Source organism: Pseudomonas frederiksbergensis (assembly GCF_000802155.2).
In the GTDB taxonomy this organism is placed as follows: domain Bacteria; phylum Pseudomonadota; class Gammaproteobacteria; order Pseudomonadales; family Pseudomonadaceae; genus Aquipseudomonas; species Aquipseudomonas frederiksbergensis_A.
The window spans coordinates 67,902-86,911 of sequence record NZ_JQGJ02000018.1 but is presented as its reverse complement, the minus strand read 5'-3'; the positions used below and the strand labels follow the sequence as shown (position 1 = coordinate 86,911).

The following is a 19,010-nucleotide window of genomic DNA, read 5'->3' as shown; positions in this document are numbered from 1 at the left end:
TTCATGGTCTTGGGTGTATAGCCGTTGCTGCGGCAGCTGCTATACACCCAGAAACCAAAGATCAAGGACTGTAATACCCCACCGCCACCAACAACCGTCCCGCCTTCTTCAAATACGCATGCTTGTTTTCAACCCTCCCCGTCACCGGATTCTTCCAGCGATATTCGTACTCCCCCGTTTCCTGCTTGCCCATCATGCCCAGGATCGGCTCGCCCACCGGTTTCCCATCCGGGTCCTTGACCTTGGTGAAATCGGTGTTGATCAGGCGCAGGTTAGTGCCGTGCCCAACATAACGGCGAGTATCGAGATCAACGACAAAGACATACAGATCGTCCTGAAGATAGCCGCCCTTGAGGGAATTGATCGCCGTCAGGGTGGCTTTCTCGTTCTTCGATAGATCACCGGCGGCCTTGTCCAGCAGCGCCCTGGCCTGATCGGCCGACGCCCTGGGCAGGTAGTAGCCGACCGCCAGGATCCGCTCGCCCACTCGTTGGAAATACACGTGCTTGCGCTCGACCTTGCCATCCGCCCAGTTGTGCCAGCGGTACTCGGCCTGCTGGATACCGCTGCCTTCAGGGATCTTCAGGGCGTCCTTGAAAGCCTTGCGTAAATCCGGCCCCAACACCTCGGACACGTCTCGACCGATCAGCGCGGACGAGGGCCCGCCGCTGGCAAGCATCACGCCTTCGGTATCGACCACAAACACGTAGCGGTCCTTGTCGACGAATTCGCCTTGGCGGCTGAACGCGGCAAACGCCTTGTCACCCTGGTCATGGTAATAAGCCAGGGCCTTTTCGAGCAGCGTCCGGGCAGCCTGGCCGTCATCCGGCGTAGCAGCCTGGGCCTGTCCCAGCATCAGCACCATCATCGCAGCCAGCCAGGCCGTCCTTCGAATAAAACCCATGGGCACGCCCTCGTTCTTGTTGGTGTTCCAAGAGCGTAGACGCCGCAGGGTAATGTTCGAGTATTCAGCGGACTGTTGCAGGTGAACCTGCAACCCCGGTGGGAGCGGCCTGCTCGCGATGGCAACATCAGCTCAATGAAGATGCCGGACAGGCTGGCGTCTTCGCGAGCAGGCTCGCACAGGGTTCGTTACTGGGATCGGTTGCTCAGTTGCTGTTGCAGGTACTGGATCTGCGATTGCAGGGTGTTGATGTTGCGCGTCACCTGGCCACGGAAGGCATCGAACTCGGCGGTGTTGCCGGAACGGTTTTCCTGTTGGCTCTTGAGCACGACCATGTCTTGCTCCAGACGGTCGATGGCCGAGTTGGAAGTGGCGCGTTTCAAGGCCGTGATGTCGGCACCGATGCTCTTGAGCTGGGCATCCAGGGCACCGCCCTCGCCTTGGTTCTTCAAGGCCGACACTTCGGCCGCCAACGCCTTGACCTGGGCCTGGAGTTCCTTGTTGGACGCTTGCAGCTGGGTGTTGGTGTTTTCCTGTTGCGAAGCCTGGGCGATCATCTTGGCCAGTTGTGTGTCGAGGTCGGCGGACGGGCCGAACGCGCCTTGCAGCGCCTTATATTGCTCTTGCAGCTTGCCCTCGAATTGCCGGTTTTGCTCCTGCAGCTTGTTTTCCAACTGTTTGATCTGCAGTTTCAAGGCTTCGCTGTCGCTCATGACGTTGGATTGTCCGGCGACCACCTTGCCGGAAATGTCCTGCAGGCGACCAGCCGCGTCCTCACTGATCCGGGCGAAGCTTTCCTGAGTGGCCACCAATTGTTGTTCCATCATGGAAATCTGCTGGAAACTCCACCACGCCAGGAAAGCCAGTGCGCAGAGCAAGGCGCCGACCAATGCCCACAGCGGCCCGGTGGTCGGAGCCTTGACCTTGGCCGCGGCGACGGACGCCGGACGCGCCTGCACGTGGGGCTGGCGGTTGCTCAGGAAGTCATCGTCATCGGGGATGTCCGCCCGCATCCGCAGGCTCGGTACATCGTCGAAGTCGTCGTTGGCATCGTTACGCGTGGGCATGGGTTCAACCTTTGGAAAATCGGTGGTGACTCGATGCGGCGAGTATAACCCCCTCGCCCGCCGCACCCATTGACCCCGAACCGGGCACTCGGTTCATGACGGGGCGATCAGCGGCCATGCTGGTTGCGCCACCAGGCGCAGAATTCATCGAGCGCCGCCCACAGGCTGACCTTCGGATCATAATCGAGATAATGCCGGGCACGACTGATATCCAGGGTGAAATTGGTGCTCATGACTTGCATGCCCAGGCGCGACAGCGTCGGTTCAGGCCGTCCGGGCCAGATCGCGCAAAACCCTTCGTTAAGGGCCGCGACGCTGTAGGCCAGCCCATAAGAGCGGTAACGCCTGACCTGCGGGACTTCCATCTGCCGCATCACATAATTGACCACATCCCACAGCGGAACGGGCGCCCCGTTGCTGATGTTGTAGGCTTTTCCCAAGGCCGAATCGGTGGCCAGCAGGCTGCTCAGCAGCGCTTCGTTGAGGTTCTGTACGCTGGTGAAATCCACCTTGTTCAAGCCGTTGCCGATAATGGCCAGCCGCCCCTTGCGCTGCATTTTAAGCAGGCGCGGAAAGATGCTCATGTCGCCGGCGCCGGTGACGAATCGCGGACGCAAGGCCAGTACTTCCAGGCCGAACTCCTGGGCACCAAAGACTTTCTGCTCGGCCAGGTATTTGGTGGCGGCGTAGGGATGCTTGAAGCGTTTGGGCACCTGTTCCTCGGTCAATCCCAAGTGATCACGACCATCGAAGTAGATGGAGGGCGAGGAAAGGTGCACCAATCGCCGGACCTTCTGCTTGAGACAAGCCTCGACGATGTTTTCGGTGAGTTGGACATTGCCCTGGTGAAAGTCCTGGTAGCGTCCCCAGAGCCCCACCGAACCGGCGCAATGCACCACGGCGTCGACATCGCGGCACAGGTCGCGGGCCAGCATCGGGTCGCCCAGGTCGCCCGCGATGAATTCGGCGCCACGCGTCACCAGATGCTCGACGCTTTCAGCCCTGCGACCATTGACCCGAACCCCCAGGCCTTGCTCCAGGGCGAAACGCGCAAAGCGCCCGCCAATGAAGCCGCTTGCGCCGGTGACCAGAATTTTCATGAAGTGCTCCTAGACCAATTTCGAGCCACAAGCCACGAGCTGCGAGCCAGTTGCGATCAGCTCAACACTTGCAGCTTGCTGCTTGCCGCTGCAATCAGTTGTTCGGTCAACAAACCGAGCAACTGACCGCCATTGCGCCAATGATGCCAGTACAGCGGCACATCAATCGGCTTATCTGCCAGCAGTTCCACCAAGTCGCCGCGTGCCAGTGCCTCGCGCACTTGCAGCTCGGGCACCAGGCCCCAGCCAAGCCCTGCCTCGATGAGGCGAATGAAACCTTCGGACGATGGGCATAAATGATGTTCGAAGCCGCCCTCGACCCCGAGGGCAGCCAGGTACCGGTGCTGCAGGAAGTCATCCGGACCGAACACCAGGGCCGACGTGCGGGCCAGCAGGTCGGCACGCACCCCCTCGGGGAAATGCCGAGCGATAAAGGCGGGGCTGGCAAGCGCCCGGTAGCGCATGGCCCCCAATAACACGCTGCGCGCACCGGCCACGGGGCGCTCGCTCGCGCAGAGGCAAGCGGCGACTTCTCCGGCGCGCATCCGCTTGAGACCTACGGTCTGGTCTTCCACCACCAGATCGAGCAACACATGCTGCTCGGCACAGAACTCCCCCACCGCGCTGGCCCACCACGTGGCCAGGCTGTCGGCGTTGAGTGCGATGCGCAGGCGTTCCGGCCGTCCCTCTTCGTCCAGGGCGGGCACCTGGCTTTGCAGGTCGCGCTCCAGCAATCGGACCTGTTGCACGTGGTTGAGCAGCCGACGACCGATTTCGGTAGGCACCGGGGGCGTGGCACGCACCAGCACGGGCTGGCCGATTCGCGCTTCCAGCAGTTTTATCCGCTGGGAGATGGCTGATTGCGACAATCCCAACACCTGCGCGGCTCGCTCGAAGCCTGCTTGCTCGACGACGGCTGCCAGGGCGGAAAGCAGTTTGTAGTCAAACATCATTTTTCCTTATGGCCGATCAGCAAGATTGGTTTTTCTTATACATCTATGAGCCGGACAATGGCCAGCAATTGTGAACCATTGGAGTGACGACGCTATGTGGCAAAGCTATGTGAATGGCCTGCTGGTGGCCCTTGGATTGATCATGGCGATCGGCGCGCAGAACGCGTTCGTTGTCGCCCAGAGCCTGCGCCGCGAGCATCACTTGCCGGTGGCTGCGCTGTGCATCGCCTGCGATGCGCTGCTGGTCGCCGCCGGAGTGTTCGGCCTGGCGACGCTGTTGGCCCAGAGCCCGCTGCTGCTTTCGATCGCTCGTTGGGGCGGTGCTGCGTTCCTGCTCTGGTACGGCAGTCAGGCGCTGCGTCGGGCCTGTTCGAGACAGAGCCTGCAGCGCGATGACAAGCAGGTCGCGCGGTCCTTGGGAACCGTGCTGCTGAGCGCGCTGGCGGTCACGCTGCTCAACCCGCACGTGTACCTCGACACCGTGCTGCTGATCGGCTCCCTCGGCGCCCAGCAGAGCGTGCCTGGCGCCTATGTCGTGGGCGCGGCCAGTGCTTCGCTGTTGTGGTTTTCCACATTGGCCCTGGGCGCCGCATGGCTCGCCCCCTGGCTGGCCCGCCCCACGACCTGGCGCGTCCTCGACCTGCTGGTGGCGGTGATGATGTTCACGGTGGCAGCGCAACTGATCGTATCGGGCTGATATTCCAAACCGCTCTGGAACCTCTATTCCACACAGTTGTTGCGTGGTTATGCCGCACCCCCGGTGCTATGATCCGACTCCTGCGCCGCAAAGAGTACAAACTCCCCGGCGCTAGTCTGGCCGCCCGTGATCGGCCTTGCGCTCACCGCAACTGACCTGATTAGGAGAATCACCATGGCTTTCGAATTGCCGCCGCTGCCGTACCCACACGACGCACTGGCGCCACACATCTCCAAAGAAACGCTGGAATACCACCACGACAAGCACCACAACACCTATGTCGTGAACCTGAACAACCTGGTGCCCGGCACCGAGTTCGAAGGCAAGACCCTGGAAGAAATCGTCAAGACTTCCTCGGGCGGTATCTTCAACAACGCCGCTCAGGTCTGGAACCACACCTTCTACTGGAACTGCCTGACGCCTAACGGCGGCGGCGCACCTACCGGCGCGCTGGCTGAAGCCATCAACGCAGCCTTCGGTTCGTTCGACAAGTTCAAGGAAGAATTCAGCAAGACTTCCATCGGCACCTTCGGTTCCGGCTGGGGCTGGCTGGTCAAGAAAGCTGACGGTTCCCTGGCCCTGGCCAGCACCATCGGCGCCGGCAACCCGCTGACCAGCGGCGACACCCCGCTGCTGACCTGCGACGTCTGGGAACATGCGTACTACATCGACTACCGCAACGTGCGTCCGAAATACGTCGAGGCGTTCTGGAACCTGGTCAACTGGAAGTTCGTGGCTGAGCAGTTCGAAGGCAAGACCTTCACTGCGTAAGTTGTGATGCCAATGAAAACGGCGCTTTTCCGTCATGGAATGCGCCGTTTTTTTTGCGCGGGTTTATCGCGCCCATTAAGGCTTTGCCGTCGGCAAATGACCTCGCGTCTGAAAACCAATAAAAAAACCCGCCAAGCCTCAAGTTGCAGGCCTCTCCAACCGAAACAATGGTCGTAGAGTAATCACTCTGCTAACACCGTATAACGGCCAGGTTTCAGGCGAAATCCCTTGTGTTTGATTGTCCCTTTGACTGACATCACAGGATTGCCAATACTCATGGCAACTTGACGCTACCCGCACGGAACAAGGAATCCCTCTTTGAAGCTGGAACTCAAAAACAGCTTGTCTGTGAAGTTGCTCCGGGTCGTGCTCCTCTCGGCGTTGATCGTTGGCATGGTGTTGAGCTGCGCCCAGATCGTTTTCGACGCCTACAAAACCAACCGGGCCGTCGCCGAAGACGCCCAGCGCATCCTCGATATGTTCCGCGACCCGTCTACCCAGGCGGTCTACAGCCTCGACCGCGAGATGGGCATGCAGGTGATCGAAGGCCTGTTCCAGGACGAAGCCGTGCGCATGGCGTCCATCGGCCACCCGCGCGAAACCATGCTCGCCGAAAAAACCCGGCCCCTGCAGCAGTCCGAAAGCCGCTGGCTGACCGATCTGATCCTGGGCCAGGAACGAACCTTCACCACTCAACTGGTGGGCCGCGGGCCCTACAGCGAATATTACGGCGACCTGAGCATTACGCTGGACACCGCCACCTACGGCCAGGGTTTTATCGTCAGTTCAGTCATCATTTTCATTTCCGGAATGTTGCGCGCCCTGGCCATGGGCCTGGTGCTGTACCTGGTCTACCACTGGCTGCTCACCAAGCCACTGTCGCGAATCATCCAGCACCTGACCGAAATAAACCCCGACCGCCCCAGCGCCCACAAGATCCCACAACTACGGGGTCACGAGCACAACGAACTGGGCCTGTGGATCAACACTGCCAACCAGTTGCTGGCCTCTATCGAGCGCAATACCCACCTGCGCCATGAGGCGGAAAACAGCCTGTTGCGCATGGCCCAGTACGATTTCCTGACCGGCCTGCCCAACCGCCAGCAACTGCAACAGCAACTGGACAAGATCCTGGTGGACGCCGGACGCCTGCAACGTCGCGTCGCGGTACTGTGCGTGGGGCTGGATGACTTCAAGAGCATCAACGAGCAGTTCAGCTACCAGACCGGTGACCAATTGCTGCTGGCCCTGGCCGATCGGCTGCGCGCCCACAGCGGACGCCTCGGCGCACTGGCGCGACTGGGGGGTGACCAGTTTGCGCTGGTCCAGGCCGATATCTAACAACCCTATGAGGCCGCAGAGCTGGCCCAGAGCATCCTCGATGACCTGGAAGCGCCGTTCGCGCTGGATGACCAGGAAATCCGCCTGCGGGCGACCATCGGTATCACCCTGTTTCCCGAAGACGGCGACAGCACCGAGAAGCTGCTGCAAAAAGCCGAGCAGACCATGACCCTGGCCAAGACCCGGTCACGCAATCGCTACCAGTTCTACATCGCCAGCGTCGACAGTGAGATGCGCCGTCGTCGCGAGTTGGAAAAGGACCTGCGTGAAGCCCTGGCACGCGAGCAGTTCACTTTGGTGTACCAACCACAGATCAGCTATCGCGACTTGCGCGTGGTGGGCACCGAGGCGCTGATTCGCTGGCACCATCCTGAGCATGGTTTGGTGCCGCCTGACCTGTTCATTCCCCTGGCCGAACAGAACGGCACCATCATCGCCATCGGCGAATGGGTACTGGACCAGGCCTGCAAGCAGTTGCGCGACTGGCATGACCAAGGCTTCGTCGACCTGCGCATGGCGGTCAACCTGTCCACGGTGCAGTTGCACCACGCCGAACTGCCGCGGGTGGTGAACAACTTCCTGCAGATGTACCGCTTGCCGCCACGCAGCCTGGAACTTGAAGTCACCGAAACCGGGCTGATGGAAGACATTACCACCGCGGCCCAGCACCTGCTGAGCCTGCGCCGTTCCGGTGCGCTGATTGCCATCGATGATTTCGGCACCGGCTATTCGTCGCTGAGTTATCTCAAGAGCCTGCCGCTGGACAAGATCAAGATCGACAAGAGCTTCGTCCAGGACCTGCTCGATGACGAAGACGATGCAACCATCGTCCGGGCGATCATCCAGCTGGGCAAGAGCCTGGGAATGCAGGTTATTGCCGAAGGCGTAGAGACGATCGAGCAAGAGGCCTACATCATTGCCGAGGGCTGCCATGAAGGCCAGGGCTACTACTACAGCAAACCCCTGCCGGCGCGGGAGCTGGGCCTTTATCTGAAACAGGCGGAGCGCATCAAGGCCTCCATCGTCTGATCCTACTGCAAGCGCAACCCGACATTGCCTACAGACGCCGCCGAAAGGCGGCTACCTGCATTATCAAATAAGAAATATTTACAGCCACAACCCTTTACACATAATGCAAATCTTTCGCATTATGTCGCAGTTTTGCGCGACCTCGCGCCTGTCCCATTCATCACCGAAGCAGGATGTTCGCCATGATTCGTATGCCTCTGGCTACCGCCAGTCTGTTGGCCATCGCTATTTCCCTCGCCGGTTGCGGCGAAGGCAAAGACAAGGCCGCCGCGCCGCAAGCGCCAACGCCGGCCGCCAGCACCGCTGCACCGGCGGCCCCCGCTGCCGCTGGCAAGATCGACGAAGCCGCCGCCAAGGCAGTTGTCGCGCATTACGCCGACATCGTCTACGCCGTCTACAGCGATGCCGAATCCACCGCGAAAACCCTGCAAACCGCCGTCGACGCCTTCCTGGCCAAGCCGAACGCCGATACCCTGAAAGCCGCGAAGGCTGCCTGGGTCGCCGCGCGCGTACCTTACCTGCAGAGCGAAGTGTTCCGCTTTGGCAACACCATCATCGATGACTGGGAAGGTCAACTGAACGCATGGCCCCTGGACGAAGGCCTGATCGACTACGTCGATAAATCCTACGAGCACGCCTTGGGTAACCCGGGTGCCACCGCCAACATCATCGCCAATACCGAAGTCCAGGTCGGCGAAGACAAGGTCGACGTCAAGGACATCACCCCGGAAAAACTCGCCAGCCTGAACGAGCTGGGTGGTTCCGAGGCGAACGTTGCCACCGGCTACCACGCCATCGAATTCCTGCTGTGGGGCCAGGACCTCAACGGCACCGGCCCTGGCGCTGGCAATCGCCCGGCCTCCGACTACCTGGAAGGCGCAGGCGCCACTGGTGGCCACAACGATCGTCGTCGTGCCTACCTGAAGTCCGTCACCCAGCTGCTGGTCAACGACCTGCAGGAAATGGTCGGCAACTGGAAGCCGAACGTGGCCGACAACTACCGCGCCACCCTGGAAGCCGAACCGGCCGAAAGCGGCCTGCGCAAGATGCTGTTCGGCATGGGCAGCCTGTCCCTGGGCGAACTGGCGGGCGAGCGCATGAAAGTCTCCCTGGAAGCCAACTCTCCGGAAGACGAACAGGATTGCTTCAGCGACAACACCCACAACTCGCACTTCTACGATGCCAAGGGTGTGCGTAACGTTTACCTGGGCGAATACACCCGCGTAGACGGCACCAAGCTGACCGGCGCCAGCCTGTCCTCCTTGGTGGCGAAAGCCGACCCGGCCGCCGACACCGCGCTCAAGGCCGACCTGGCCGATACCGAAGCCAAGATCCAGGTCATGGTCGATCACGCCAACAAGGGCGAGCACTACGACCAACTGATCGCCGCCGGCAACACTGCGGGTAACCAGATCGTACGCGACGCCATCGCCGCGCTGGTCAAGCAGACCGGCTCGATCGAACAGGCCGCCGGCAAGCTGGGCATCAGCGACCTGAACCCGGACAGCGCTGATCACGAGTTCTGATCAACGCCGGACGATTGAAAGAGGCGACCTTCGGGTCGCCTTTTTTGTTTGACGTGTCTTCAGCGCACGGACATAAGGGACCCCTGTGCTCGGCCTCCCTTATTGCAACCCGGCAAGCCGGGCTTCGATAAACCGCCGCTCCGGCAACTGCTGCGTCAATTCAAGCGCACGTCGATACGCCGCCCTCGCCTCTTCCACCCGCCCGAGCTGTCGACAGAACTCCGCCCGCGCCGAATGGGCCAGGTGGTAGTCGTCCAGATCGCCCCGGCCGAGTATTCCATTGACCAAACTCAACCCAGCCTGCGGCCCGTCGCGCTTGGCGAGGGCGGCCGCGCGGTTGAGTTCGATGACCGGCGAAGGCAGTGCACGCAGCAGCACATCGTAGAGGCCGACGATCTGCGGCCAGTCGGTCTCCTGCGCTGTCGGCGCTTCGGCGTGCACCGCAGCGATCGCCGCTTGCAGGCAATAAGGTCCGAACCGCCGGGTATTGAGCGCGGCCTCGACCATGGCGCAACCCTCGGCAATCATTGCCTGATCCCACAGCGATCGGTCCTGCTCATCCAATAAAACCAGCTCACCGGCCATCGACATCCGCGCCGGTCGCCGCGATTCGTGCAACAGCATCAACGCCAGCAACCCCATGACTTCGGCTTCCGGCAACAGCTCCACCAGCAGGCGCGCCAGGCGTATGGCTTCGCGGGTCAGGTCTTCGCGGATCAACTCGGCGCCCATCGACGCCGAGTACCCCTCGTTGAAGACCAGGTAAATCACGCGCAGGACACTGTCGAGTCGTTCGGGCAATTCCGTGCGGGACGGCACCTGGTAGGGAATCTTCGCATCGCGGATCTTCGCCTTGGCCCGCACGATGCGCTGGGCAATGGCCGCTGGCGCGGCAAGAAAGGCGTGGGCGATCTCCTCGGTGGTCAGGTCACACACTTCACGCAGCGTCAGCGGCACCTGCGCGTCAGCCGCCAGGGCCGGGTGGCAACAGGTGAAAATCAGCCGCAGGCGATCGTCCTCCACGTCTTCATCACTCCACTCGGCCTGCTCCAATGCCTCGATCTGTGCAATCAACATCGGCTGCGACGCCACGAAGCGCGCCCGCCGACGCAGGCTGTCGATCGCCTTGAAACGCCCGGCCGATACCAGCCAGGCCCGCGGATTGTCCGGTACTCCGTCGCGCTGCCAGCGCTCGACCGCGATGAAGAAGGCCTCGTGCAGGGCTTCTTCAGCGAGGTCGAAATCCCCCAGCAGGCGAATCAAGGTTGCCAGGATTCGCCGCGAGTCCTGCCGGTAGACCTGCTCGACCCGTGCCTTGACCGCTTCGGCCGACATCAATCGGGATGGCCTTGGATTGACGGACTGTTGAATCGTGTGGAGCAAGCTGGCTCAAGACTCATGGAGGCGATCCTGTCGATGACCATTGTTCAGACATTCAGTTGGCGTACCGGCCGGACCTCGACGCAGCCAACCCGGGCCGCCGGTATGTTGCCGGCGACCTGGATGGCTTCGTTCAAGTCCTTGGCGTCGATCAGGTAGAAGCCCGCCAGTTGTTCCTTGGTTTCGGCGAACGGGCCGTCGGTGATCGACAGCTTGCCGCCGCGCATGCGCACCGTGGTGGCGGTCTGCACCGACTCCAGGGCTTCGGCCGCAACCATCCGGCCGCTGCGCTGGATCGATTCGGCGTAGTCCATGCACTCGGCGTCCTCGGGACTGTCCGCCGAGTTATGCAGGACCTGTTCGTTGCTGTAAACCAGGCATAAATACTTCATGGAAAGCTCCGTGATCAGGCTGATCGACAAGGATGGCAGAAGCGAACCGCAGCCGCTCAGGGCTGCAGGTCGAAAATCGCTGTCCCGGCCATCGGATCGAACGGCGCCGACCAATGCTCATGGACGATTTTCCACTGCCCAGCCGAACGCTTGTAGCAGGCCGTCACGCGCATCCAGCAGGCCTGTTCCTCGCCTTTTTCGTTGGTGCCACCGCAATAGGCCAACCAATGGGCGAACGCAATGTCATCAGCCGCGCTGATCTGGACCTGGTGAAAATCGAACTTGTGCGGGCCCGGGCACATCTCCATGCAGGCCTCCCAGTGAGCCTGGTAGGCGACCTTGCCCTTGAATTGCAGGGCCTGGATGGCATCGAATGAAACAATGTCGTCGGCATACAGCGCCATGACCTTCTTCACGTCCTTGGCCATCACGGCTTGGCGATAAGTGTCGATCAGCGTCTGGATTTCGGTTTCGGCAGCTTGGGTATTCATGGTGATTCTCCGCAGGTTTTTGTTAGAGACACCCTTTGTCGATTGGAGAAACGGCAAATCGACAGCTAAACAAAAATAATCCAAAGAAAAAATTTCGCTAGAATCCAAGGTCCATTCTGTCAGCAAACAACGGACGTTTTCGTGACCGCTCAGCTCGTACCTTATGAAGACCTGACCCCGCTGCAACGGCAACAGGTCGAATCCATCGAAATCCACCCCGAACAAATCAAATTCTCCGGCGACATCCACGGTGCGCTGCACACGTTGCTGTCCAAGCCCGGCCCAGGGGTCAAGGGTTTCGCGCTGTTGGCCGGCGAAGTGCCGGTGGCCTTCCTGCTGCTCAAGCGTCCGCCCGTGCTGCCGGCCTGGGCCGACGAGCACAGCGCGACCCTGCACGCCTTGCAAGTCGACCATCGCGCCCAGGGCAAAGGCTACGGCAAGGCCTGCCTGCAAGCGCTACCCGCCGCGGCTCGCGCGGCGTGGCCGGAAATCAAGGGACTGGAGCTGTCGGTCGATGCGGACAACGACTCGGCCATTGGTCTTTATACCCGGCTGGGCTGGGTCGACAGCGGAGAAGCCTACAAGGGCCGCATCGGTTATGAACGGCGGATGGGCTTGGTGTTCCAGCCAGACGAATCTGCCGCCGGGGAGGCCTGAACCATGTTGACATCGATTGAACAACTGGAAGCCATCTACGGCCAGCCCCATGAACGGGCAGTACGCAAACAGATCCCTTTTCTCAACGAGGATTACCAGGCGATGGTCCGGGCCTCGCCAATGGTGGTCATCGGCTCGGCAGGGCCGGATGGCCTGGACAGTTCGCCCCGTGGCGACGCACCGGGTTTCGTGCAGATCCTCGACGAACACACCTTGGCGCTCCCCGACCGCCCGGGCAATAACCGCATCGACACCCTACGCAACGTTCTTCATGACCCGCGGGTGTCGCTGCTGTTCATTATCCCCGGGATCGGCGAAACGTTGCGAGTCAACGGCAGCGCGCGCGTCAGCGCCGAACCCGAGCTGCTCGAGCGCTTCGCAGTCGATGGGAAGCTGCCTCGCACGGTATTGCTGGTCACGGTCGAAGCGGCATTTTTTCATTGTTCCAAGGCCATCGTGCGCTCGCAGCTGTGGAACCCGGAGCGCCACCTTGATCGCTCGACAGTCCCTAGCGCCGGAGCGATCCACAAGCGTCTGGATGAGGGGTTCGATGCCGAGGCCTACGACCGCGAGACACCTGCCCGGGTGCAGGCCAGCCTATATTGAACAACCCTCTTCGCGCTCAAGGACCAATGGACCAAGTCACTTTGGCTTGAGGGGTATCCAGATTTCCAGGCTGCCTTCGCCGGTACGAGGGTTGAAATCTTCACTGTAGCGCTCGAACTCCGGCTCATCAGCCGCCTGATGGCCGGATTGCGGCAGCCATTCCTTCCAGATGTACTGGAAGGTCTCCGGCAGGTTTTTCAGCGGCCCCTTGTGCTCGAACACTGCGTACGGCCCGGGCTGGACCTCGATCCAACGGTATTGTTCGGGCAGATCGTCGAGGCGGCTGATTTCCACGCCAGCGATGTATTCGAAGCCGCCCTTACCGTCCGGGTTGCAGCACACCCCGTAGGTTACTTCATCTTTTTGCCCCGGAACCTTGCCGAGCCAAGGCAGGAATTTTTCCCAGAGCTGCGGGATGTCCTCGGCGGTGTCCTGGGTAAAACGCGCGCCGAAACCGGCGATGAGCTGAAAGCGTCCCTGCTCGAAGCGAGGCTCGGCTGCGTTAACGCGTTCTTGCGTTTCCATTGCTTCAACACTCCGGAAAATCTGAAGTCGGGCTTGGCAGTATAGAAGCCAAACCGTAATTGCCAGGCCGTTTCGCTTGTCAAAGTCCGGGCAAGCCGGCCGCGTTTACTTTTCCTACGAACTCGTTATAACCAGAAACAATCACATAGACCGCGAAATAACAGAAGATCGCCGCTGATGCCCAATAGGAATAGCGCAGCAATTTATCGCCCAGCAATTTTCCACCCTGGGTCGCTGCCAGGCACAGCCCCGCACTCCACAGCAGGCCGGCGCTGAGGAATCCACCCAGGAACAACGCCGAACTGAGCACCGTGCCACCACCTGAGCGGGCGATCAGCGTCCCGCCCACCGCGGCAAACCAGAGGATGGCGCTGGGCGATGACATGGCGAGGAAAATCCCGCGGAAAAATTCCTGGCGCGGCGAGTTGCCTCGAGTCTCGCCCGCCTCAGCCAGCACCGCGCTGTGATAGATCGCCGAATGAATCATCTTCGCGGCGAAATACAGGAGCAGCACCGAGCCGCCGATCCACAACACCCAACGCACCGCTTCGTATTGCAACAGAACGGTCATTCCGGCCAACGCCAGGATTGCGTAGACCAAGTCCCCCACGCAGGTGCCAAGGCCCAAGGCGAAGCCCTGGAAATAGCCCCGCTGCATCGCCAGGGTGATCATCGCGATGTTGGCCACGCCAATGTCCAGGCACAGCGAAAGGCTCAGCAGGAAACCGCTGGAAAATTCCATTGTTCATTCCATCAGGATTGGGTATGCGTATTCAGCCGTCCGCAAGGTCGTTCGGTGGCCCTGCAGCCAGGGCGACAGTGTCGTCGAAAAATGTTCGGCGCGGCTACTGGACAATTTGATATCAGGCCGATTATCTTGCGCCGCAGGCCACCGCAGTGGCCAACGTCGCTCGGACGGTTCCGGGCGCTCACGTATTTCGAGGCAACAATGGCCGAACAAGGTTCGCCGCGCCGCTTTGCGCGCATCGATCGACTCCCCCCGTACGTATTCAATATCACTGCCGAGCTGAAGATGGCTGCGCGTCGGCGCGGCGAAGACATCATCGACTTGAGCATGGGTAACCCAGACGGCGCCACGCCTCCACACATCGTGGAAAAACTGGTCACTGTCGCCCAGCGTGAAGACACCCACGGCTATTCCACGTCCAAAGGCATCCCGCGCCTGCGCCGCGCCATTTCGCGCTGGTACAAAGACCGCTATGAAGTGGACATCGACCCGGAAAGCGAAGCCATCGTCACCATCGGTTCCAAGGAAGGCCTGGCGCACCTGATGCTGGCCACCCTGGACCAGGGCGACACGGTGCTGGTCCCCAACCCCAGCTACCCGATCCACATCTACGGCGCGGTGATTGCCGGCGCCCAGGTGCGTTCGGTGCCGCTGGTGCCTGGCGTGGATTTCTTCGACGAACTGGAGCGGGCCATTCGCGGCTCGATCCCCAAGCCGAAGATGATGATCCTGGGCTTTCCGTCCAACCCCACCGCCCAGTGCGTGGAGCTGGACTTCTTCGAACGGGTCATCGCCCTGGCCAAGCAGTACGATGTCCTGGTGATCCACGACCTGGCCTACGCCGACATCGTCTATGACGGCTGGAAAGCCCCGTCGATCATGCAAGTGCCGGGAGCAAAAGACATCGCGGTGGAGTTCTTCACCCTGTCCAAGAGCTACAACATGGCCGGCTGGCGCATCGGCTTCATGGTCGGCAATCCGGAACTGGTCAACGCCCTGGCGCGGATCAAGAGCTACCACGACTACGGCACTTTCACTCCGTTGCAAGTGGCCGCCATCGCCGCCCTCGAAGGCGACCAGCAATGCGTGCGCGATATCGCCGAGCAGTACCGCCAACGCCGCAATGTATTGGTCAAGGGCCTGCATGAGCTGGGCTGGATGGTGGAAAACCCGAAGGCGTCGATGTACGTCTGGGCGAAGATTCCCGAAGCCTATGCGCACATGGGTTCATTGGAATTTGCCAAGAAGCTGCTGGCCGAGGCCAAGGTCTGCGTCTCGCCGGGGGTGGGGTTCGGGGAATACGGGGATGATCACGTGCGCTTCGCACTGATCGAGAACCAGGACCGGATTCGCCAGGCGGTGCGGGGAATCCGAGGGATGTTCCGGGCGGATGGGTTGGTAAGCAAACCTGGCGCCTGACACAAGACCCAATGTGGGAGCGGGCTTGCTCGCGAAGGCAGACTGACAGTCAACAAACAGGTTGAGTGTTAAATCGTCTTCGCGAGCAAGCCCGCTCCCACAGTTATTTTGCAGTGGTTGTCAGATCACCAACGACAGCAGCAAGATAAAGATCAAGCCCACCACCGACAGGATGGTTTCCATCGCGGTCCAGGTCTTGAACGTTTCGGCCACGGTCATGTTGAAGTACTGCTTGACCAGCCAGAAGCCTGCATCGTTTACGTGGGACAGGATCAACGAACCGGCACCGGTCGCCAGTACCAGCAGCTCACGGTTCACGCCTGGCATCATCCCAACGACAGGCACCACGATCCCGGCACCGGTGATGGTCGCCACGGTCGCCGAGCCTGTGGCGATGCGGATCACCGCAGCCACCAGCCACGCCAACAGGATCGGCGAAATCTGCGCGCTCACCGCCATGTGGCCGATCACATCGCCCACGCCGCTGGTCACCAGCATCTGCTTGAAGCCACCGCCAGCGCCGATGATCAGGATGATCGCGGCGGTCGGTGCAAGGCTGGCGTCCAGCCATTTGAGCATTTGGTTGGAACCGATGCCCTGCTTGTAGCCAAAGGTGTACAGCGACAGCAGCAATGCCAGCAACAGTGCCGAGATCGGGTGGCCGATCATGTCCATCCAGACGCGGAACAGGTTGCCGTCCGGCAGCGCCACGTCAGCGAACGTCTTGAGCAGCATCAGGAATACCGGCGACAGCACGGTGATCAAGGTGATGCTGAAGCTAGGCAGCTCGGCGGAGTTCGTCTCGCGAGCCAGTTGGTCCACCAGTTCCTGGTTCGGATGGCCGGGGATGTGCTTGGCAATGAACGTACCGAAGATCGGGCCGGCGATGATGGCAGTCGGCAGCGCGACGATCAGGCCATAGAGAATGGTCTTGCCGATGTCGGCGCCAAAGATGCCGATCGCCAGCAGCGGACCCGGGTGCGGCGGCACCAGGCCATGGACTGCGGAAAGACCCGCCAGCAACGGGATACCAATCTTGATGATCGAAACGCCGGTACGGCGCGCCACGATGAACACCAGCGGGATCAGCAGCACGAAGCCGATCTCGAAGAACAGCGGGATGCCCACCAGGAACGCAGCGAACATCATCGCCCACTGCACCTTATCCTTGCCGAAGGCACGGATCAGGGTCTGGGCGATCTGGTCGGCCCCGCCCGACTCGGCCATCATTTTGCCGAGCATCGTGCCCAGCGCCAGGATGATGCCGACAAAGCCCAGCACGCCACCGAAGCCGTCCTGGAACGCCTTGATGATGGTGCCGGTCGGCATGCCCGACGTCAGGCCGAGGAACGCGGCGGCGATGGTCAGCGCAATGAACGGGTGGAATTTGAACTTGGTGATGAGGACGATGAGTCCGATCACCGTGACCACTGCATCAAGCAGTAGGAACGTCTCGTGGGACATGCCGAACATGGGAGGTGTCTCCTGATTTGTTGTTGTTATTGAAGCAGTTATTTATGGGCCGTCGGGACAGCGCTATCTTTCTGACGCGATTTTTATGAAACTCAACTGGCGAGCTTCAAACCGTGGGCCAACCACCAGACGTAAGCCTGGCGGGCCAGCTCGTCGATGCTGTGGCTGGACGCGTCCAGAGCCAGGGTCAGGGGCTCGCCGACAGGGGATTCAAGGGTGGCAAACTGGCTGTCGATCAAGGTCGACGGCATGAAATGGCCGGGACGGTGGGAAACACGGTCGGCGGCCACTTCGGGGGTCAATTCAAGGAATACGAAACCCAGGCCCGGCAAGGCACTGCGCAGACGCTCGCGATAGCTGTGCTTGAGGGCCGAGCAGGTCAGCACCGGGCGTGCACCCGTCGCGTCGACACGGCGCAACTCGTCGCACAGGCTGTCGAGCCAGCCGGCACGGTCATCGTCATTCAGGGGAATACCGGCGCTCATCTTCTTGATGTTGGCCGCAGGGTGAAACGTGTCGCCTTCAATGGCGGTGGCGCCGCTCAATTGGCACAGGGCCTGGCTGACGCAGGTTTTGCCGCAACCGGCAACGCCCATGATGACCAGGGCGGTGATTGGATTATTCATGTAACACCTCAGCGCGCAGACAGCGCTACCTTTGCCAGTTATGACACCGCAGCAAAAGCAGAAGTTGCCGACGCCTTCTTGTCATTTTTGTGGTTGCAGCATGTTCGTCCACGACACCAACGGTTGGAGGATCAGGCAACCCCCGTTCATGCATTTGCAGGCGCGTCGAGACAGCGCTACCTTAGTGCCTTGATTTTTGTTTGGCAAGCCGCCCTGATGACCGTCCCTAAAAACGATAAGAATACACGCACCACCGGTCGCCCCACGCTCAATGAAGTCGCACGCCTGGCCGGTGTCAGCCCCATCACCGCCTCTCGGGCCCTGCGCGGCGTCAGCACCGTGGCCGTTGAATTGGTGGAAAAAGTCCGCCAGGCCGCCGTGGAGCTCAACTATGTCGTCAACCCCGCCGCCCGCGCCCTCGCCTCGGCCCAGAGCCATTCGGTGGTGGTGCTGGTGCCGTCGTTGTCCAACCTGTTGTTCATCGACACCCTGGAAGCCATCCATCGGGTCCTGCGGCCCAAGGGCTTCGAAGTGGTGATCGGCAACTACCACTACTCACGGGATGAAGAAGAAAACCTGCTGCGCAACTACATGGCCTACCAGCCCCGTGGCTTGTTGCTGACCGGATTCGACCGTACCGAAAGCGCCCGGCGCATGATCGAGGCCAGCAACATTCCATGCGTGTACATGATGGAACTGGACCCTGGCGCCGGCCTCAACTGCGTGGGATTTTCCCAGCTCAAGGCCGGCGAGACCGCCGCCGAGCACTTGGTTTCCCGAGGTCGCAAGCGCCTGGCCTACATCGGCGCGCAACTGGACCAACGTACGTTGCTGCGCGGCGAAGGTTTTCGTCGCGCGCTGCAGAAGGCCGGGCTTTACGATCCTGATCTGGAAGTGCTTACCCCTCGCCCGTCATCGGTGGGTCTGGGCGGCGAGTTATTCCTGCAACTGCTGGCCAGCCATCCGGACGTCGACGCCATCTTCTTCGGCAACGATGACCTGGCGCACGGTGCCCTGCTCGAAGCGTTGCGCAATGGCATCAAGGTCCCCGAGCAGGTTTCGATCCTGGGCTTCAACGACCTGCCCGCCTCGGCTCACATGGTCCCGCGCTTGAGCAGCATCAGCACCCCGCGGGAAGCCATTGGCCGCCGCGCCGCCGAGCAGATGCTCACGTTGATGGCTGGTAATCGCATTGCCCAGCCGGTCGTGGACCTGGGTTTCGAACTCAAGGTTCGCGAAAGTACCTGAGGCTCGGCACGATGCGGTCGATCCCTGCCGACGAACGGCAAGGATTGGCCGCCTCCG

Annotated in this window: 18 protein-coding genes and 1 pseudogene; 8 read left to right on the top strand and 11 right to left on the bottom strand. The window is 61.0% G+C overall.

What is annotated here, in order from left to right; all coding sequences use genetic code 11:
* Positions 1–61: 61 nt before the first annotated feature.
* The 4 genes from JZ00_RS24290 to JZ00_RS24275 form a co-directional block, all read right to left on the bottom strand.
* Positions 62–904: a cache domain-containing protein gene (locus JZ00_RS24290; protein WP_039593817.1), complete on the bottom strand. Its 843-nt coding sequence runs from the start codon at positions 902–904 to the stop codon at positions 62–64.
* Between the two features lie 188 nt (positions 905–1,092).
* Positions 1,093–1,971 carry an ATPase gene (locus tag JZ00_RS24285; protein ID WP_039593816.1) on the bottom strand — a complete coding sequence of 293 codons (879 nt, stop codon included), beginning with the start codon at positions 1,969–1,971 and terminating at the stop codon, positions 1,093–1,095.
* 107 nt (positions 1,972–2,078) lie between these two features.
* On the bottom strand, positions 2,079–3,071 hold the full coding sequence (locus tag JZ00_RS24280) for an NAD-dependent epimerase/dehydratase family protein (RefSeq protein ID WP_039593815.1): 993 nt from the start codon (positions 3,069–3,071) through the stop codon (positions 2,079–2,081).
* Between the two features lie 56 nt (positions 3,072–3,127).
* Positions 3,128–4,021, bottom strand: coding sequence for a LysR family transcriptional regulator ArgP (locus tag JZ00_RS24275; RefSeq protein WP_039593814.1), 894 nt, complete (start codon positions 4,019–4,021; stop codon positions 3,128–3,130).
* A 97-nt stretch (positions 4,022–4,118) separates the two neighbouring features.
* On the opposite strand from JZ00_RS24275, the gene JZ00_RS24270 reads away from it, so the two are divergent.
* From JZ00_RS24270 to JZ00_RS24255, 4 genes and pseudogenes are all read left to right on the top strand, one after another.
* On the top strand, positions 4,119–4,721 hold the full coding sequence (locus JZ00_RS24270; RefSeq protein WP_039593813.1) for a LysE/ArgO family amino acid transporter: 603 nt from the start codon (positions 4,119–4,121) through the stop codon (positions 4,719–4,721).
* 174 nt (positions 4,722–4,895) lie between these two features.
* Positions 4,896–5,492, top strand: coding sequence for a superoxide dismutase (locus JZ00_RS24265; RefSeq protein WP_039593812.1), 597 nt, complete (start codon positions 4,896–4,898; stop codon positions 5,490–5,492).
* Positions 5,493–5,810: 318 nt separating this feature from the next.
* Positions 5,811–7,862: pseudogene (locus JZ00_RS24260) on the top strand (putative bifunctional diguanylate cyclase/phosphodiesterase).
* A gap of 182 nt (positions 7,863–8,044) precedes the next feature.
* Positions 8,045–9,388, top strand: a complete 1,344-nt coding sequence (locus JZ00_RS24255) for an imelysin family protein (protein ID WP_039593811.1) — start codon at positions 8,045–8,047, stop codon at positions 9,386–9,388.
* Between the two features lie 99 nt (positions 9,389–9,487).
* On the opposite strand, the gene JZ00_RS24250 is transcribed toward JZ00_RS24255, so the two are convergent.
* The 3 genes from JZ00_RS24250 to JZ00_RS24240 form a co-directional block, all read right to left on the bottom strand.
* Positions 9,488–10,723, bottom strand: coding sequence for an RNA polymerase sigma factor (locus JZ00_RS24250; protein WP_039593810.1), 1,236 nt, complete (start codon positions 10,721–10,723; stop codon positions 9,488–9,490).
* Between the two features lie 92 nt (positions 10,724–10,815).
* Positions 10,816–11,160, bottom strand: coding sequence for a YciI family protein (locus tag JZ00_RS24245; RefSeq protein ID WP_039593809.1), 345 nt, complete (start codon positions 11,158–11,160; stop codon positions 10,816–10,818).
* Positions 11,161–11,216: 56 nt separating this feature from the next.
* Positions 11,217–11,651 (bottom strand): YybH family protein, encoded by a 435-nt coding sequence (locus JZ00_RS24240; protein WP_039593808.1) that lies wholly within the window; start codon positions 11,649–11,651, stop codon positions 11,217–11,219.
* Positions 11,652–11,792: 141 nt separating this feature from the next.
* On the opposite strand from JZ00_RS24240, the gene JZ00_RS24235 reads away from it, so the two are divergent.
* Positions 11,793–12,308: a GNAT family N-acetyltransferase gene (locus JZ00_RS24235; RefSeq protein ID WP_039593807.1), complete on the top strand. Its 516-nt coding sequence runs from the start codon at positions 11,793–11,795 to the stop codon at positions 12,306–12,308.
* Positions 12,309–12,311: 3 nt separating this feature from the next.
* The gene (locus JZ00_RS24230; RefSeq protein ID WP_039593806.1) at positions 12,312–12,914 is read left to right on the top strand and encodes a pyridoxamine 5'-phosphate oxidase family protein; all 603 of its coding nucleotides are present in this window, start codon (positions 12,312–12,314) and stop codon (positions 12,912–12,914) included.
* A gap of 36 nt (positions 12,915–12,950) precedes the next feature.
* Here JZ00_RS24230 and JZ00_RS24225 read toward each other — a convergent pair whose 3' ends face one another.
* Together JZ00_RS24225 and JZ00_RS24220 are read right to left on the bottom strand one after the other, a co-directional pair.
* Positions 12,951–13,439 (bottom strand): GyrI-like domain-containing protein, encoded by a 489-nt coding sequence (locus JZ00_RS24225; protein ID WP_039593805.1) that lies wholly within the window; start codon positions 13,437–13,439, stop codon positions 12,951–12,953.
* 79 nt (positions 13,440–13,518) lie between these two features.
* Positions 13,519–14,181 (bottom strand): LysE family translocator, encoded by a 663-nt coding sequence (locus JZ00_RS24220; protein WP_039593804.1) that lies wholly within the window; start codon positions 14,179–14,181, stop codon positions 13,519–13,521.
* Between the two features lie 207 nt (positions 14,182–14,388).
* Here JZ00_RS24220 and alaC point away from each other — a divergent pair, with 207 nt between their 5' ends.
* Complete coding sequence (gene alaC / locus JZ00_RS24215) at positions 14,389–15,606, top strand: alanine transaminase (RefSeq protein WP_039593803.1); 1,218 nt, start codon at positions 14,389–14,391, stop codon at positions 15,604–15,606.
* Positions 15,607–15,726: 120 nt separating this feature from the next.
* Here the strand turns inward: alaC and JZ00_RS24210 are convergent, their stop codons facing one another.
* Positions 15,727–17,079, bottom strand: a complete 1,353-nt coding sequence (locus JZ00_RS24210; RefSeq protein ID WP_039593802.1) for a GntP family permease — start codon at positions 17,077–17,079, stop codon at positions 15,727–15,729.
* A gap of 92 nt (positions 17,080–17,171) precedes the next feature.
* Entirely contained in the window at positions 17,172–17,705 is a 534-nt protein-coding gene (locus JZ00_RS24205; protein ID WP_039593801.1) for a gluconokinase, read from the bottom strand.
* A 216-nt stretch (positions 17,706–17,921) separates the two neighbouring features.
* Here JZ00_RS24205 and gntR point away from each other — a divergent pair, with 216 nt between their 5' ends.
* Complete coding sequence (gntR, locus tag JZ00_RS24200) at positions 17,922–18,953, top strand: HTH-type transcriptional regulator GntR (RefSeq protein ID WP_039593836.1); 1,032 nt, start codon at positions 17,922–17,924, stop codon at positions 18,951–18,953.
* Positions 18,954–19,010 lie beyond the last annotated feature (57 nt).